The sequence below is a fragment of the Algoriphagus iocasae genome (assembly GCF_014206875.1).
In the GTDB taxonomy this organism is placed as follows: Bacteria; Bacteroidota; Bacteroidia; order Cytophagales; family Cyclobacteriaceae; genus Algoriphagus; species Algoriphagus iocasae.
In genome coordinates, this window is the sequence record NZ_JACIJO010000003.1 from 990,643 (window position 1) to 1,005,511 (window position 14,869).

The 14,869-nt window shown below is 38.1% G+C and carries 18 protein-coding genes; 8 read left to right on the plus strand and 10 right to left on the minus strand.

What is annotated here, in order from left to right:
- Positions 1–38: 38 nt before the first annotated feature.
- The 5 genes from FHS59_RS18415 to FHS59_RS18435 all read right to left on the minus strand — a co-directional run bounded on the left by FHS59_RS18415 (position 39) and on the right by FHS59_RS18435 (position 3,326).
- Positions 39–1,076, minus strand: coding sequence for a hypothetical protein (locus FHS59_RS18415; protein ID WP_184496836.1), 1,038 nt, complete (start codon positions 1,074–1,076; stop codon positions 39–41).
- 3 nt (positions 1,077–1,079) lie between these two features.
- Positions 1,080–1,397 carry a DUF3817 domain-containing protein gene (locus FHS59_RS18420; RefSeq protein WP_184496838.1) on the minus strand — a complete coding sequence of 106 codons (318 nt, stop codon included), beginning with the start codon at positions 1,395–1,397 and terminating at the stop codon, positions 1,080–1,082.
- 1 nt (position 1,398) lies between these two features.
- Positions 1,399–1,971, minus strand: a complete 573-nt coding sequence (locus FHS59_RS18425) for a hypothetical protein (protein WP_184496840.1) — start codon at positions 1,969–1,971, stop codon at positions 1,399–1,401.
- 78 nt (positions 1,972–2,049) lie between these two features.
- A complete protein-coding gene (locus FHS59_RS18430) occupies positions 2,050–2,577 on the minus strand; it encodes an acyl-CoA thioesterase (RefSeq protein ID WP_184496842.1) in 528 nt (175 codons plus the stop codon).
- A gap of 92 nt (positions 2,578–2,669) precedes the next feature.
- The gene (locus FHS59_RS18435; RefSeq protein ID WP_184496844.1) at positions 2,670–3,326 is read right to left on the minus strand and encodes a protein-L-isoaspartate(D-aspartate) O-methyltransferase; all 657 of its coding nucleotides are present in this window, start codon (positions 3,324–3,326) and stop codon (positions 2,670–2,672) included.
- A 116-nt stretch (positions 3,327–3,442) separates the two neighbouring features.
- Between FHS59_RS18435 and FHS59_RS18440 the strand changes: the two genes are divergently transcribed.
- Complete coding sequence (locus FHS59_RS18440; protein ID WP_184496846.1) at positions 3,443–4,039, plus strand: riboflavin synthase; 597 nt, start codon at positions 3,443–3,445, stop codon at positions 4,037–4,039.
- Positions 4,040–4,103: 64 nt separating this feature from the next.
- Here FHS59_RS18440 and FHS59_RS18445 read toward each other — a convergent pair whose 3' ends face one another.
- The 3 genes from FHS59_RS18445 to FHS59_RS18455 all read right to left on the minus strand — a co-directional run bounded on the left by FHS59_RS18445 (position 4,104) and on the right by FHS59_RS18455 (position 7,375).
- Positions 4,104–5,204 carry a formylglycine-generating enzyme family protein gene (locus tag FHS59_RS18445; protein ID WP_184496848.1) on the minus strand — a complete coding sequence of 367 codons (1,101 nt, stop codon included), beginning with the start codon at positions 5,202–5,204 and terminating at the stop codon, positions 4,104–4,106.
- A gap of 178 nt (positions 5,205–5,382) precedes the next feature.
- Positions 5,383–5,928, minus strand: coding sequence for a ferritin (locus FHS59_RS18450; RefSeq protein WP_184496849.1), 546 nt, complete (start codon positions 5,926–5,928; stop codon positions 5,383–5,385).
- Between the two features lie 100 nt (positions 5,929–6,028).
- The gene (locus tag FHS59_RS18455; protein ID WP_184496851.1) at positions 6,029–7,375 is read right to left on the minus strand and encodes a M20/M25/M40 family metallo-hydrolase; all 1,347 of its coding nucleotides are present in this window, start codon (positions 7,373–7,375) and stop codon (positions 6,029–6,031) included.
- A gap of 68 nt (positions 7,376–7,443) precedes the next feature.
- On the opposite strand from FHS59_RS18455, the gene FHS59_RS18460 reads away from it, so the two are divergent.
- From FHS59_RS18460 to FHS59_RS18475, 4 genes are all read left to right on the plus strand, one after another.
- Positions 7,444–7,959, plus strand: a complete 516-nt coding sequence (locus FHS59_RS18460) for a DinB family protein (RefSeq protein ID WP_184496853.1) — start codon at positions 7,444–7,446, stop codon at positions 7,957–7,959.
- A 3-nt stretch (positions 7,960–7,962) separates the two neighbouring features.
- Entirely contained in the window at positions 7,963–8,757 is a 795-nt protein-coding gene (locus FHS59_RS18465) for a PhzF family phenazine biosynthesis protein (protein WP_184496854.1), read from the plus strand.
- A gap of 4 nt (positions 8,758–8,761) precedes the next feature.
- On the plus strand, positions 8,762–9,469 hold the full coding sequence (locus tag FHS59_RS18470) for a potassium channel family protein (RefSeq protein ID WP_184496856.1): 708 nt from the start codon (positions 8,762–8,764) through the stop codon (positions 9,467–9,469).
- A gap of 88 nt (positions 9,470–9,557) precedes the next feature.
- A complete protein-coding gene (locus tag FHS59_RS18475; protein WP_184496857.1) occupies positions 9,558–11,039 on the plus strand; it encodes a S10 family peptidase in 1,482 nt (493 codons plus the stop codon).
- A 53-nt stretch (positions 11,040–11,092) separates the two neighbouring features.
- Here FHS59_RS18475 and FHS59_RS18480 read toward each other — a convergent pair whose 3' ends face one another.
- Positions 11,093–11,971: a glutamate--tRNA ligase family protein gene (locus FHS59_RS18480; protein ID WP_184496858.1), complete on the minus strand. Its 879-nt coding sequence runs from the start codon at positions 11,969–11,971 to the stop codon at positions 11,093–11,095.
- 36 nt (positions 11,972–12,007) lie between these two features.
- On the opposite strand from FHS59_RS18480, the gene FHS59_RS18485 reads away from it, so the two are divergent.
- On the plus strand, positions 12,008–12,673 hold the full coding sequence (locus FHS59_RS18485) for a DUF6503 family protein (protein WP_184496859.1): 666 nt from the start codon (positions 12,008–12,010) through the stop codon (positions 12,671–12,673).
- Positions 12,674–12,742: 69 nt separating this feature from the next.
- The gene (locus tag FHS59_RS18490) at positions 12,743–13,474 is read left to right on the plus strand and encodes a carboxypeptidase-like regulatory domain-containing protein (RefSeq protein WP_184496860.1); all 732 of its coding nucleotides are present in this window, start codon (positions 12,743–12,745) and stop codon (positions 13,472–13,474) included.
- Here the strand turns inward: FHS59_RS18490 and FHS59_RS18495 are convergent.
- Positions 13,471–13,977, minus strand: a complete 507-nt coding sequence (locus FHS59_RS18495; RefSeq protein ID WP_184496862.1) for a DUF4442 domain-containing protein — start codon at positions 13,975–13,977, stop codon at positions 13,471–13,473. The two genes, FHS59_RS18490 and FHS59_RS18495, sit on opposite strands and share 4 nt — an antisense overlap.
- 94 nt (positions 13,978–14,071) lie before the next feature.
- Between FHS59_RS18495 and FHS59_RS18500 the strand changes: the two genes are divergently transcribed.
- Complete coding sequence (locus tag FHS59_RS18500) at positions 14,072–14,866, plus strand: M48 family metallopeptidase (RefSeq protein WP_184496864.1); 795 nt, start codon at positions 14,072–14,074, stop codon at positions 14,864–14,866.
- The last annotated feature ends 3 nt before the right edge of the window (positions 14,867–14,869 follow it).

Consider the following 14,869-nt stretch of genomic DNA (forward strand, 5'->3'; position numbering starts at 1 on the left):
TATCCTACTGAGTGAGAACCAACAAAATAAAAAAAAGGCTATTGATCTGGATTTTTTTTAGGAAAGAGTAAGTCAAGGCTTTTGCGAAGTATTTGGCCCATGTTAGTACACTCCAAAAAAGTTGGGTTTCCGTAATGTTTAGCCAATTCTTTTTTCAAAGAATCAATGTTTTCCGGAAGGGAGATTTTATCATGTTCCATGGCTCGCAAGATATCATCAATTCCTCGTTGGGAGGATTTTAATCGATGAGCAATCAACGCTCTTTCTTCTTTTTGATATTGACGCATGGACTCTGGAGTGATGTATTTCATCCCCAACTGAATCAACACATTGTTTTCTTTAAAATATTGTGGCAAATAAACAGACTTCTTGCCTTCATAAGATTGCTGGTCAAAATCTATCGCTCTGATTCTGTAATGCGTTTCTTCAAAATCAGGAGTTACATCGATCACGAAATTGGCTGAATGCATATCTCCCAAAAGGCGGACAAAGCATCGCTCATTGAATTTTACAAACTCTTTTGCCAGTCGAATGGGATTCAAATGGGGATCAGCCATATGCAAACGCATAAATTTATCCCCTGGAATTCCAGCGATATGTTCTTCGATTAAAGTGTTCTGGTGAACGAGATAACTGATTCTATTCGGGGAAAGTAAATGTTCTAATTCTAATCCGTAAACTCGGGAAGCATCCGCATTTTTGATGTAGAAGTAATCAAAGTTATCATTGATTCTATTCACGATCCTCACACGAAATGGCTGGGTATTTCCATAAATACATAAGTCAATCCGATCTACATATAGATGTTCCATGACAGACATATCACCACCAGCTTTCAGCAAAGCATAGATTTTCTTCACATTAAGATGAATTTCCTCCCGGTCTGATTCATCATAGAATACAGTTTCCCAAAGGGTGTCCTGCTCTTTTGAATCATACAATGCAATGGAGTTGGAATATCGGAGCAACTCATGGTAGTGAATCGGAATATCCACCTCTCTAGAGTATTTGACCAGATACTTTCGCAACCCCAAATTGATTGGGTAAATCTTCTTCTTTTTGCTGATTAGCGCCATAGGCTAAAAATCCACGTGTTGACTTTTCTTCAGATTTCTATCAAAAATAAAAGGTCCAAAAGGTAGTACCGAAGCTATCAAAGCAAAGAATGTACGGCTAAATTTCCACTTCAATTTATGGGCAGTAGGAAATACCGTGTAGATGTAAAGAATGAATAAAATACCATGAGCCCAACCCACATATTTTACTGCCAAAGGCAATCCGAAAATGTATTTTAAAGGCATTGCAAAAAGCAACAAGACCAAAAATGAAATTCCTTCAATCAGGCTGATCCATCGAAATCGTTTTGCCCACTTATGCTGTTCTGGAGTTAAACTCATGTTATTTTTTAATATTAAATACGACCTGAAGCGCATTCCAAAGTTTGCGTTTCATTTCGTTGTTTTCGGTAATTTGACTAAGAGCATCCGCAAAAAGGTATTGGGTCTCTTGATCTGTAAATACTTCGTATGGTATAGCTGGGACGGAATTGACAGGATGTTTGATTCTGCCAAATTTCAGAACGACATGAGCATTTAATGCTTCGAAATCTTCCAAACTTCTCCCTTCCAGATTGGCGGAAGAGATGATTCCTACTTCATTCATGGACCTTCCTACCGCATTGATCATCTTCACAAGCATATCCATGATTTGGTCGGATAATTCATCTTCTTCATGAATGATCAGCAATCCATTCGTGAAATTTCCTTTCATCGTGATAGGCTGAATTTCTACTGGAGCTGATTCGGTAGAATAATTTTCAGAAGAATCTTCCACTGTATTTTCTAGAGGTTTAGAGTGAGCTTTTTGTTCAATACCAGCTCCTGGATCAGCATACTTGTTTTTGTCTTCTTGAAGTAAAAATAGATCCTCTTCGAGAAAGAATTGAAGTTCTTGGAGACTTTGATTTTCCATGATGGGAAATTGGCTAAAAAATGCCTGTTCGCAAAAAAAGAAGGGACAAATACTTCTGTCCCTTTTGATTTTTTTAGATTAATTGGTGCCTGGCAAATTGAAAATAGATTTCAACTCTACTGCATCTTCTGGTTTCATTCGCTGAGAAAGAACGAGTCTCAATTGTCTTCTTCTCAATGCTCCTTCATAATGTTCCTTTTCTTCAGGAGTCTCAGGTACTACTTCTGGAACTTCAATTGGTTTTCCATTTTGATCCACCGCTACAAAAGTGAAAAATGCCCTGTGAGTCATGATTTTTTTATTCGCAGGAATATCTTCTGCGATCACTTCAATGAATACCTCCATTGAAGAATTGAATGCTCTTGTAACTTGAGATTTTAAAGTAACTACATTTCCCAAGGCGATAGGTTCTTTAAATGAAATGCTATCGGCTGATGCGGTTACTACGATTCTATTGGAATGCTTCTGCGCAGCAATTGCAGCTACGACGTCTAACCAATGCATCAATTTGCCCCCCATAAGATTGTTAAGGGTATTTGTATCATTAGGAAGGACCATTTCGGTCATGATCGTTGCAGACTCTTTTGCAAATTTCTTTTTCGGCATAACATTAAATTTGATCTAAAATTAGATATAAAATTTTGAAAAAGGTAATTTTAATAGAAAAATCAGAATAATATTCTGTTGATATTCACTATCTATCTCCAGCCGTCTTTACCCAAAAGTGGCACGAAAGCAAACCCATCAAACTCTTCTCTCAAGACCTGTTTTTCAGATTTTTTGGTCAGCTTAAGCATGGTCTGTCGTCTTCTATCTCCTACAGGAATCACCAAAATTCCACCGACTTTCAGTTGTTTCAATAAGGCAGTTGGGACAACAGGAGCTCCAGCAGTTACCAAAATTTTATCATATGGCGCATATGCAGGCAGTCCTTCAGACCCATCTCCATAAAATAAATTCATTTCGATACCCAGTCTTGACAAAAAACGCTTGGTTCCTTCGTATAGCTTTTTTTGGTATTCAATAGTAAAAACCTGAGCACCTAAGAGATGAAGAATACTTCCTTGATAGCCTGATCCTGTGCCGATTTCCAAAACTTTATCACCATGATGAATGTCTAACAATTCTGTTTGAAAAGCGACAGTATATGGTTGTGAGATAGTTTGACCTTCTCCAATTGGAAAAGCTTTATCCTCATAGGCATGTGAAATCAACGCCGAATCAAAGAAAAAATGACGGGGAAGCTGATTGATTGCATCTAAAACACGTTCGCTTTTGATTCCCTTTTCCTTTAGCAAAGCGACTAGAGCTTTTCTTTTGCCTTTATGGAGGTAGGTATCTTCGAGTTTCAGCATTTTTGATCGTACTATTTAAATTCTGTGATCGAAGATAAAAGAATAATTGGCTTAATTTGAACTCTCAAAAGTCAATTTTTGCTTACTCATTGAAAGCCCGAAGTTTAAAAAATCTCATGTTTACAGGAATCATAGAATCTTTTGGAACGATTCAAAAAATAACCAAAGAAGGTACCAATGTTCATTTTGATCTGGAATCCTCTTTGGCAGCTGAGCTTAAAATCGATCAATCTTTGGCTCACGATGGAGTTTGCCTTACTGTGGTAGAAACCAAACCAAATTCATATCGTGTCACGGCCATAGATGAGACGATCAAGAAGACTAATCTTTCTCAATGGTCAGAAGGAATGAAAGTTAATCTAGAGCGATGCATGCCTGCCAATGGTCGGTTTGATGGACATATAGTCCAAGGTCATGTAGATCAAACAGGTACAGTTAAAAATATTTCTGACCAAGATGGAAGCTGGCTTTTTGATATTGAGTATGATCCGAGTCTAGGAAATGTCACAGTGGAAAAAGGCTCAATCACAATTAATGGAACAAGCCTAACCTGTTTTAATTCAGGTCTTGGTAAATTTTCTGTGGCGATAATTCCCTACACTTACGATCATACGAATTTCCATCAGTTACAAGTAGGGGACTTGGTCAATCTGGAATTTGATATCATTGGTAAATACATTGCCAGAATAGTCAATGGCTATCCGAAAGGCTAGATTTTGATACAAAAAAAGGCTGGAAGTTTAAATTTCCAGCCTTTTTTCGTTTTTATCTATTGGCTTATTTCATGCTCAGTGTTTTCGTCTCAGGATCTTTTACGCACCTGAATCCTACATTGGAAGTTCCAGAATCGAATGCCTGACCCTGTCTTGCAGATGGTCTATAGTTGACACAATAATTCTCTGCGCAAAGGAAAGATCCACCTTTGATTACTCGTTCCATGGCAAATGGATTGTCAGGATTGTAGCATGGATTCATGTCTTTATCCAGTTTTGGAGCCTGACCAGCTAACCTTGCATATTTTAAAGCATCGTACCAATCACCAGTAAGTTCCCAGACATTTCCAATCATATCATACAGTCCGAAGGTGTTTGGAGCGAAAGATTTCACTGGTGAAGTTCCTACAAAACCATCATTTCCCAGATTTTCATTTGGGAAATTACCCTGAAAAGTATTGGCTAAATATTGCCCATTTGGAGTCAACTCGTCACCCCAAGCAAATCGTTTCCCATTTACTCCACCTCTTGCTGCAAATTCCCATTCGATTTCAGTTGGAAGTCTTTTCCCAGCCCATTTTGCATACGCTTCAGCGTCTTCGTATGAAATATGTACAACAGGATGATTTTCTCTACCATCAATATCAGAATCTGGTCCTTCGGGATGTTTCCAGTTTGCTCCATTTACCCATACCCACCAAAGTGAAATATCCTGTAAAGGTACTTTGTATGGAGGAGGGGAAAAGACCATCGAGCCTGCGACCAAAACAGATTCATCTGGTTTTGGGGTACCTGGAGGTAATTGTTTTTTTAATTCTTCCCATTCAGGTTTTCTCTCTGCAACTGTCACATAACCTGTTGCGTCTACAAATTCCTGAAATTCGGCATTGGTAACTTCGTGAGTATCCATCCAATAACCATCTACTTTTAAGTTAACAGCTGGTTTTTCTGCTGCATAAGCTTCAGCTTCATTGGTTCCCATCACAAATTCTCCCCCTGGTATCCAGACCATCCCGTCAATTTTTTCAGTTGGAGCCGGAGTCTCGGACACCACCATTTTTTCTTCGTCGATCTGGGTTTCTTTTTTTTCCTCCTGACAAGATGAAAATGAGGTGATAATAGCAATTCCTGAAAGGAGAGATAATATTTTATTGAAATGCATCATATCTTATTTATGATTGAAAATTAATAAGAATCGAGTAGAAATGCAGTATAAAGAGTGATTAGGTTTTTGAAATCGAATGGGTTTCTTGAAGGAACTAGGTTCGGATTTTAACTTTAATACCACTTACAGAAGAAAAAAAAGCGGCTACTGCCGCTTTTATGAATTTTAAATGATGGAATTACGCTTCACCTTGAACTGATGCATCATGTAATTTGCCCAGTTCCTGGTCGATTGTCCAAAGTCCCACACCATCTTCTCCAATAATATCGAATAATTCCAATGCTCTTCTTGACATGGTTTCTTCTTCTCTTTGCTCAGTGACATACCATTGCATGAAGCTGAACGTAGCGAAATCTTTTACAGAAAATGCATGGTCAACAATGTTATTTATTGCTTTGGTGACCTTAATTTCATGTTCTAAAATCAATTCGAAGACCTCACGTAAAGAGTTGAAATTGTGTCTGATGTCCGTAATCTCTGGCTGCATGGCATGACCGCCTGCCTCATTGATATATCGGAAAATCTTCATCATATGCATTCTTTCCTCATCTGCATGGGTATATAGATATTTCGCCGCATTCTCATAACCCATCATGTGACACCAAGAGGCCATAGATAGATAATAAGCAGAGGATTTACCCTCCATTTCTACCTGTTTGTTAAGTAATTTTTCTGTATCGACCAGCAAAGAGCGCTGAAGTGTTACTATTTCTTTTGCTTTCATAGTTTCAAGAGTTGTATTACTGTTTAAACTAAAAATACGACTTTCGGTTCCTTTAAACTATCCCTTTTTCCTATTTGTAATTGATACAATTTAAAATAGGTTACCTGTTGCTAGGAGTTGGGAAAACCGGTAAAGATTCAGCTCCATTTTCTCCTACTGCCTGTACGGCAAAGAAATAATTGTCTTTAGAATAAGGTAAAGTCAGAGTCATGTCAGTTGTAAAGAATTTCTTTTCCCACATAGGAGAGGAGGTCTCTCTCATCAACACATAATAACCTTTTGCTTTGCCTGTAGCAGGTTCTTTCCAAAGTAGGGTGGATGAATTGCTTAAACCTCTGACGCTGATCTGAACTTCCTCAGGCTGAGATGGTGCTTGTGCCAATGTTGCCAGGGAGGAAATATTAACTGCAGCAACTTTTCTTAAATACTCAAAATCCATAAACTCAGGCAAATCACCATATTGGATTCCATCTTCAACTCGTACATTTTCATGTTGATGATAGAAGTTTTCATTCATTTCTGACATTCTTACAGCTGTAAATCCATTTCTTGCGAATGCGGTTTGATCACCACCTCTCAAAAATCTGTCTGCTCTGTAGATTAATTTCACCTCAAATTGATCAACATATCGCTCGCCGATTTCTTTTACATAACGAGCCAGTTGTCGGGATTTACTGTCATTTTCAGCCCCTGTGTACTTTCTGATTCGCTCCATTTCTTCTGTTTCATTGGCTGGAATTGTTTCAGAAAATATTCTCATTTTCAGATTGTCTTTTATGAGAGTTCCAGACGAACTGCTGTTTCCAACAATGTCATTATTTAAAACAGCTCCGATTTCCCAGTCTTCTTCTTTCGCTTTATCAGCCAAATAAGTTGCTCCTTTCAAACCTTCTTCTTCACCTGTAAAGGCTACAAATAGAATTGTCGCAGGAAACGATCTTGATGCCATTACTCTTGCTAATTCAATGACCGCGGCAGTTCCACTTCCATCATCATTTGCGCCTGGAGCAATTCCTTCTGCATCCATTACATCTTTATTTCTAGAATCCATGTGAGCAGAAATGATAAAAATTCTCTTGTCATTTGGGTCGGTTCCTTTCAGAGTTGCAATGACATTGGCAGCAGGTGAGTCTTCGGTAATTCTTCTTCCATCAGATGGGATCACAAACTTTTCGATTTCTGCAGTCATTCTCCCTCCTGATTTTTCCGCAAAAGAATTGAATTTGGAAAGGACATATTCTTGAGCAGCTGGCATCCCTGTGCTGTTATTGGTGTTAAGGGTGTGTCGGGTGGTAAAAGACACCAGCTTGTGAATGTAATTTTCTAAGGAATCTGAAGAAATTTCGGAAACCATTTTCGCTATTTCAGGATCTCTGTTGATTGCGATTTGAGAAATTGAGCTTCCGTAAATTAAAATCAGACCAAGGGTGAGTAAAAATTTATTCATGTTTGGTTTTAGTTTTAAGGTTCAGCTTAAATTTATCTCATAATATTGTGAATCAAGATAACTTTTACATGAAGACATTAAACCAACCCAAAAAAGGCGATTATTCTAATTTTTTCTCCACCTATTTAAATCTCGTGAGTGGAGATCAGTACGAAAAAATCATTTTGGATCAGATTGAACTTTTAAATGACCTTTTCAAAAGTAAAGGTGTTGAATGGTCTGAAAAAGCTTATGCAGAAGGTAAATGGACACCAAAAGAAGTGTTGGGCCATATGATCGACACAGAAAGAATCATGACTTTTCGAGCACTTTGCTTTGCCAGAGGAGAAAAATCGGCACTTCCTGGGTTTGATCAGGATCCTTATGTTTTGAATGCAAGGTTTAGTCAAGTTCCGATTCAAAACCTTTTGGATGATTTTAAGGCACAAAGAATGGCTTTACTGTCTATGATTTCTATTTTGCCTGAAGAAACCTTGGACTTTGTGGGCCAGGCCAGTGGAAACCCAATCACGCCCCGAGCTTTGTTATGGATCATTCCGGGACATTTTAAACATCATTATCAAATCTTTTTAGATAAATATTAAACCATGAAACTTCCTATTGCAATAGTAGATGCTTTTACCAATAAACCGTTTGGTGGAAATCCTGCAGCAGTTTGTCTTTTAAATGAGCCACTAACTGCCGAACAAATGCAGACCATCGCCATGGAAATGAACCTGAGCGAAACTGCTTTTGTGGAAAAGACGGATGAAATGGGAGTGTTTGGTTTGCGTTGGTTTACTCCAACTTTGGAAATCGATCTTTGCGGACATGCCACTCTGGCTTCGGCATTTCAAATGATGCATGCTGGCTGTGCCATTCCGGGAGATACAATCCGGTTTATGACTAGGAGTGGGGAGTTACGAGTAAAAGGAGACGGAGAATGGATAGAAATGGATTTTCCTTTACTTCCAACATTCACCGAGCCTCATCCATACTTTAAAGAGGACTTTTTCGGAAAGAAGATTGTTGCGATCTCTGAATTGAGGAAAAACTGGATTATCGAATTGGAGGATCATGAAGCTGTGGAGTCTGTCAGCCCAGATTTTCAGGTAATAGCCGCTCAATCTGAAGAAGGAATTATTGTCACCGCCAAAGGGAAAGAGCCTTTTGATATATATAGTCGGTTTTTTGGTCCAAACGTAGGGATTAATGAGGATCCTGTTACTGGTTTTGCCCACTGTGCATTGATGGATTATTGGTATCAGAAAACAGGCAAGTTTTCTTTAAAAGCTTATCAAGCTTCAAAAAGAGGAGGGATTCTGCACTTAGAGAAGCATGATGATCGGGTCATCATCAAAGGACAAGCAGTACAGGTATTATCTGGGAATTTAGATATTTAATCTTATGTCTAGCACAGAAGCAACCAAAACTAAAAATAAGCCGGTCCAAAAGGCATTTAAAAACTTCACGGAATATTGGCTGACTGATGCCAGTTTTGGGTTGCTTCTCTTGATTCTACTCTTTACGGTTTTCATTCTTCCGATCCTGATTGAGTACGGTCATGTTCATTTTATATTCGTCAATACTGTTTTCCTGTTTCTGTTTTTCACAGGGATTTGGTCTTCCAGAGAAAAGTTTTTGGTCTTTCTAACATCAGGTTTATTTTTCACTCAATTAGGATTGAGAATCCTTAGATTCAGTGATTTCGATTTTGAGTTTTATTTGTCAGAAAGATTTGTAGGGATACTTAATATGTTGGTATTTATATTTCTGAATATTAGATTGTTATTTAGAGATAATGAGGTCAATATTTACAGAGTAATTGGTGCAATCAATGTCTATTTATTAGTGGCTATTTTAGGTGCTTTCGTTTTTGAAATTATATATCTTTTTACTGGCACTGGTATAGCAGGAGCATCCGAATTGAGAGGAATGGACGAGGATTATACCCAATACATTTATTTTAGTTTGGTGTCACTTACCACGGTGGGCTTTGGAGATTTATATCCCACCCATATCATGACCAAAATGTTGTCAGTTTTCCTATCAACGGTGGGGATTTTATATCCTGCTGTGGTTATTGCCAGACTTGTTGCTTCAGGAAAGAATTAATCAGGAATTCCTGTCCATCTGTGTAATTTTTTAGGGTATTTTCTTGAATGAATTGTACTTTCAAAGCACATAAAATACCACTTACCTTATGAGAAAAATTTATCTATCGATCATGATGATGGTCTGTGTCAGCTTTGCCTGGGCACAAACAGAGCGTCATATTGAGGTGGAATCCAAAGTAGAAAGCACTCACGAAACCACCATTAAAGGAAAGAAAATCCCTTACAAAGCAACTGCTGGAACCCAACCTGTTTGGAATGAAGAGGGAATGCCTATGGCTTCATTGTTTTATACTTATTATGAAAGAACCGATATCTCGAATAAGACAACAAGGCCATTGGTGATTTCATTTAACGGAGGTCCTGGATCAGCTTCTATTTGGATGCATTTGGCCTATACTGGTCCAGTCATTCTAAACATAGATGATGAAGGATATCCAGTTCAACCTTACGGTACAAAGTCCAACCCAAATTCTATCTTGGATGTTGCGGATATCGTTTATGTGGATCCTGTCAATACGGGTTATTCAAGAATTGTGGATCCTGAAACTCCAAGATCAACATTCTTCGGAATCAATTCAGATATCAAGTATCTGGCAGATTGGGTAAATACCTTTGTGACTAGACAAGGGAGATGGGCTTCTCCAAAATATTTGATTGGTGAAAGTTATGGTACCACCAGAGTAGCGGGTTTGGTTGCACAACTTCAAGGAGCACACTGGATGTATTTCAACGGTGTAATCATGGTGTCTCCAACTGATCTTGGGATTGATAGAGGTTCTCAAATAAAAACCGCTAATTATTTGCCATACTATGCTGCCACAGCTTGGTATCACAAAGCTTTGGATGCAGATCTTCAAAGTAAGGACCTAGATGATATTTTACCTGAAGTAGAGGTATTTACAATCAATGAACTTATCCCAGCAGTTGTAAAAGGAGGAAGTCTTCCTGCTTCTGAAAGAGATGCGATAGCTACCAAATTTGCTCATTATTCTGGATTGGATAAAAAAGTGGTTTTAGAACATAATCTGATGGTTCCAACCAATTTCTTCTGGAAAGAATTATTGAGAGATCAAGGAATGACTATTGGTAGATTGGATAGTAGATACAAAGGTTTTGATCAGGCAGGCACAGGATCCAGACCTGATTTTGACCCTGCTTTAACTGCTTGGAATCATGCTTTTGCGCCAGCATTTAATATTTATGCCAAAGAGACATTGAAATACAATACTGATTTGACTTACAATCTCTTCGGCCCTGTACATCCATGGGATAGATCAAATGAAAACACAGGCTATGATTTAGGCACTGCTATGCGCCAAAATCCATTTCTTCATGTGATGGTTCAATCTGGATTATACGATGGTGGAACAGATTTCTTTAATGCCAAATACAATATGTGGCAGATTGATCCAACAGGTAGAATGGCTGACCGTATTTCTTGGATAGGTTACAGAAGTGGTCATATGATGTATTTGAGAGCTGAAGACTTGGTAACCTCAAATGAAGATATCCGACAGTTTATCGAAAAATCAAAAGTAGCGCCGGGAATGCCTGCTAAGTACGATTAAGATTTTCTGGAAAATAGAAAAAGGGTCTGAATGTGATTTCAGACCCTTTTTTGTTATAGATTGACGAAAGCTTTAAACTCTTCGTAAGTACGGATCGGACTGTCGGATCCTATGAGTTCTCCTAGAAGTTGGTAGAGGTCGGCTGTGGATTTTCCTTCTTTTCTTAAAAACTGAATTGAGGTGGCTCCATCAGATTTAGACAGTTTTACATTTTTTGGACCTTTGATCAAGCCATGATGGTGAAAAGTGACTTGGTTGAATGAATTTTCTCCCAGCGATTCTGCTAGTATTTTTTGATCCAGAGAGGAACTTAGCAGGTCTTTTCCACGGACGATAAAATCCACTCCAAAATGAATGTCATCAATTACAGAAGTAAGTTGATAGGCAGGAAGTCGATCCTTTTTTCTAACCATGAAAAATGCCCCATCTTCAGGGAGGGTATAAGTAGCTACTTTATCAGGATATTCTTTGATTTTTATGAAATCAGTATTGAAAGTATTAAACCTCCAGGCAGTCTCTGCCCGATCCAGAGGGATTCTTCTATCCAGACAATAACCCAGATAATATCCAGAGGAATCCAGTTGTTGAATCTTTTTTCTGGTACAGTCACAGGCAAAAAGGACTTTTTCCTTTCTCAAGTTTTCTACAGCTTCCAGGTAGGAATTCATACGATGAATCTGAGACCAATTGGACTCAAAATCTCTCAAATCTTTTGGCCCTTCATCGTAGGAGATTTCCATAAAATCCAAAGTGTCAAAAATATCCTGAACATACTCTTGACGGTATCGATCCCTGTCCAAATCATCTATTCGAAGTAAAATTTTACTACCGTTTTTCTCTGCCAGAATTTTGGTAATCAAAAAAGAATAGAGGTTTCCCAGATGTAAAAAACCGCTAGGAGTCGGAGCAAGACGGGTGAGTTGAAGTTCCATTCCGCCAAATTAGTTAGATTGGAAAAAATTTCATCAATGAAACCATCAGCAAGGCTTCTTTTTTCAATACTTATTTTGATAGGAATGATTTCCTGTCAAGAGCAAGCTCCAAAAAACGGAATTGCCCTTGTAGAAAAATCAATTGAATATCATGATCCAAAAGGTGAATGGGCTTCTTTGAATGCTACATTTCATATCATAGATAGCTTGCCCAATGGAAGAGAATCAAGAAATTATAGTTTCTATGTGGATAATTTGAATTCTAAAATGACCTATTCAATTCAAAACCTAGAATATGAAGTTAGGCAGGATTCGGTGATCGTGAAAAAGGGAGATGTGGAAAATGAAAGGGCATTGAGAATGAGGAATTATTATACCTATCTCTGGGGATTGCCAATGAAACTGAAGGATCCTGGGACAAGAATTGATGAGGAAATAAAAACCGAGACACTCGATGGTAAAGAATATTTAGTGGCAAGAGTGGCTTATCCAGAGGATACTTGGTACTTCTATTTTGATCCAGAAAATTACCGGATGCATGCTTATAAATTCTATAAAGACGAGCCCAATCAAGTTGGAGAAATCATCTATTTAAATGATGAGGTAACTTTTTCTTCGATGAAAATCCCGGCAAACAGATCTTGGTATAGAACAGAAAAGCCAGAATTTTTAGGTACTGATAAACTTCAGGAAATTAGGTAAGATGCTCTTAAGTTTATTTAACGAGGAAGATTTTCCTCTTCCGACTTACTGAAATATCTTGGCATCTGAATGAAACCAATACTCCTTTCACTTATTCTATTTCTGGTTTTCCAAGGATCATACGCCCAGTTGTCTTATTCTGGAAATATCCTCGATGCCAATGATAAAAGGTATTTAGAGGGAGTGTCAGTAGAAGTTATAGGTAAAAATGAGGCTGATTCTACCAATGCCAGAGGTTATTTTAATGTTCAGGCAAAAGAAGGGGATACGCTAAAAGTGACATTTCCTGGTTTTATTGATCAAAAAATCATCCTTTCTTCAGAGCGATTTATTCAGATTCAGATTCAAGATCAAGCTCGGCTTTTACCCACATTTGAAGTGAAAGCAGAACCTTATTCTTTCCGTTTTAAAGATGGAAAGCTTGTGATTGTTGATCCAAATGAGGAAAAACCATTGTCGGCTAAAGGTCAGGTAACAGCAGGATTTCGGGATTCTCCCGAAGGTGGTGTGGCGATCGGAGGTGTAATATCCTATTTCACCAAAAAGTCGAAAAATGCCCGGGAATACGCGAAGAAACTAGAATATTTAAAGAGAAGAGAAGGGTATTTAAAGATTATTGATTCCGATTCCATTAAAACAGTTTTGGAAAAGGATTATAAGATAAGCGATGATGAGTGGGATCCTTTGATCATTAAATTTAATCAAATGCATGCGCATCATGAATTTTTGGATTGGTCCAGTGAAAAAGTATATGCCCGGTTAAGGGAGTTTATCGAATGGGAAAAGGATTGGTCCAATTAGGATTTGCGCTTAAATGACCAAGTGATAAAAAACTGAGCGACTAGTTCTCCATCCTCATTCAGTCCTTTGGAGATCATTTGCAATTGCCCGCTTTCCCCAACTTGTAATCTATTTATCAATTCATTTAACTCAATTCCTTGATCACAGGAAAACGTGATTTTTTGATTTGCTTTTTTCTTAAACTCCGCTTTAAAATCTACCACCAACATGCTGAAATCACCTTTTCCCGCTAATGCCAATTGGGCTAGTAATCCTGTGCTCAATTCACCAGCACCAGCCAAAGCAGCGAAATAAATAGATCTGAAGGGGTTTTGGCTTCGCCAGAAGTAGGGGATAGTTATTTCACACTTTTCAAGAATCAAAGTTTTGACCCGAAGTTTCCAAAAAACCGCAGAAGGTAGTTTGACCAGCATATACCACCAAAAGATGAATGGATTGCACATTTTGCTGATGTAGGATTTTGCTGTTGGATTTAATTCGAAATTTGAAACTTTAGGATTCATGAAAATTATATTTGACCTCAAAATAACATAAATATCAAAGAGTATTGAATTTGGTATTTTATTTGAATTTAGATTTTGAAAAACAACCAACAAAATGAAAAAACTAGCATTAATATTTGGATTAGGATTGATTTTCTACGCCTGTGCTAAAGTGCCTTTGACTGGTAGATCTCAGCTAGCATTGGTATCAAGCGAAGAAATTCAACCTCTTGTAGATGAACAATACGATCAAGTCCTAAAGGAAAATAAGGTAGTTACAGGCTCAGCAGACGGGCAGAAAGTTCTCAAAGTGGGGAAAAGAATGGCGGCAGCAGTGGAGTCCTATTTAAGAGATTCCGGATATGCTGAACTGGCAGATGATTTCAGTTGGGAATTTAACCTGATAGAAAGTGAACAAGTAAACGCTTGGTGTATGCCAGGAGGTAAAGTTGCTTTCTATACCGGAATTATGCCTATTACTCAAACTGAAACAGGTATCGCAGTGGTGATGGGTCATGAAATTGCCCATGCGGTAGCGGCACATTCCAGAGAAAGAATGTCAAACGGTTTGATAGCAAACTTTGGAGTAGGACTTTTATCAACTGCTATCGGTCAAAACCCATCATTAACTCAATCCATCTTCTTGCAGTCTGTGGGTATCGGTTCTGAACTGGGAATGTTAAGCTTCTCAAGAAAGCATGAAACAGAGGCTGATCAACTTGGGTTGACATTTATGGCGATTGCAGGTTATGATCCAAGAGAAGCACCAATTTTCTGGGAAAGAATGCAAGCACAAAGTAATGGACAAGCTCCACCGGAGTTTTTATCTACTCACCCGGATCCAAGAAATAGAATTAAAAAGCTAAATGAATGGATGCCTGATGCGCTTAAATATTATAACGCTCAATAAAAG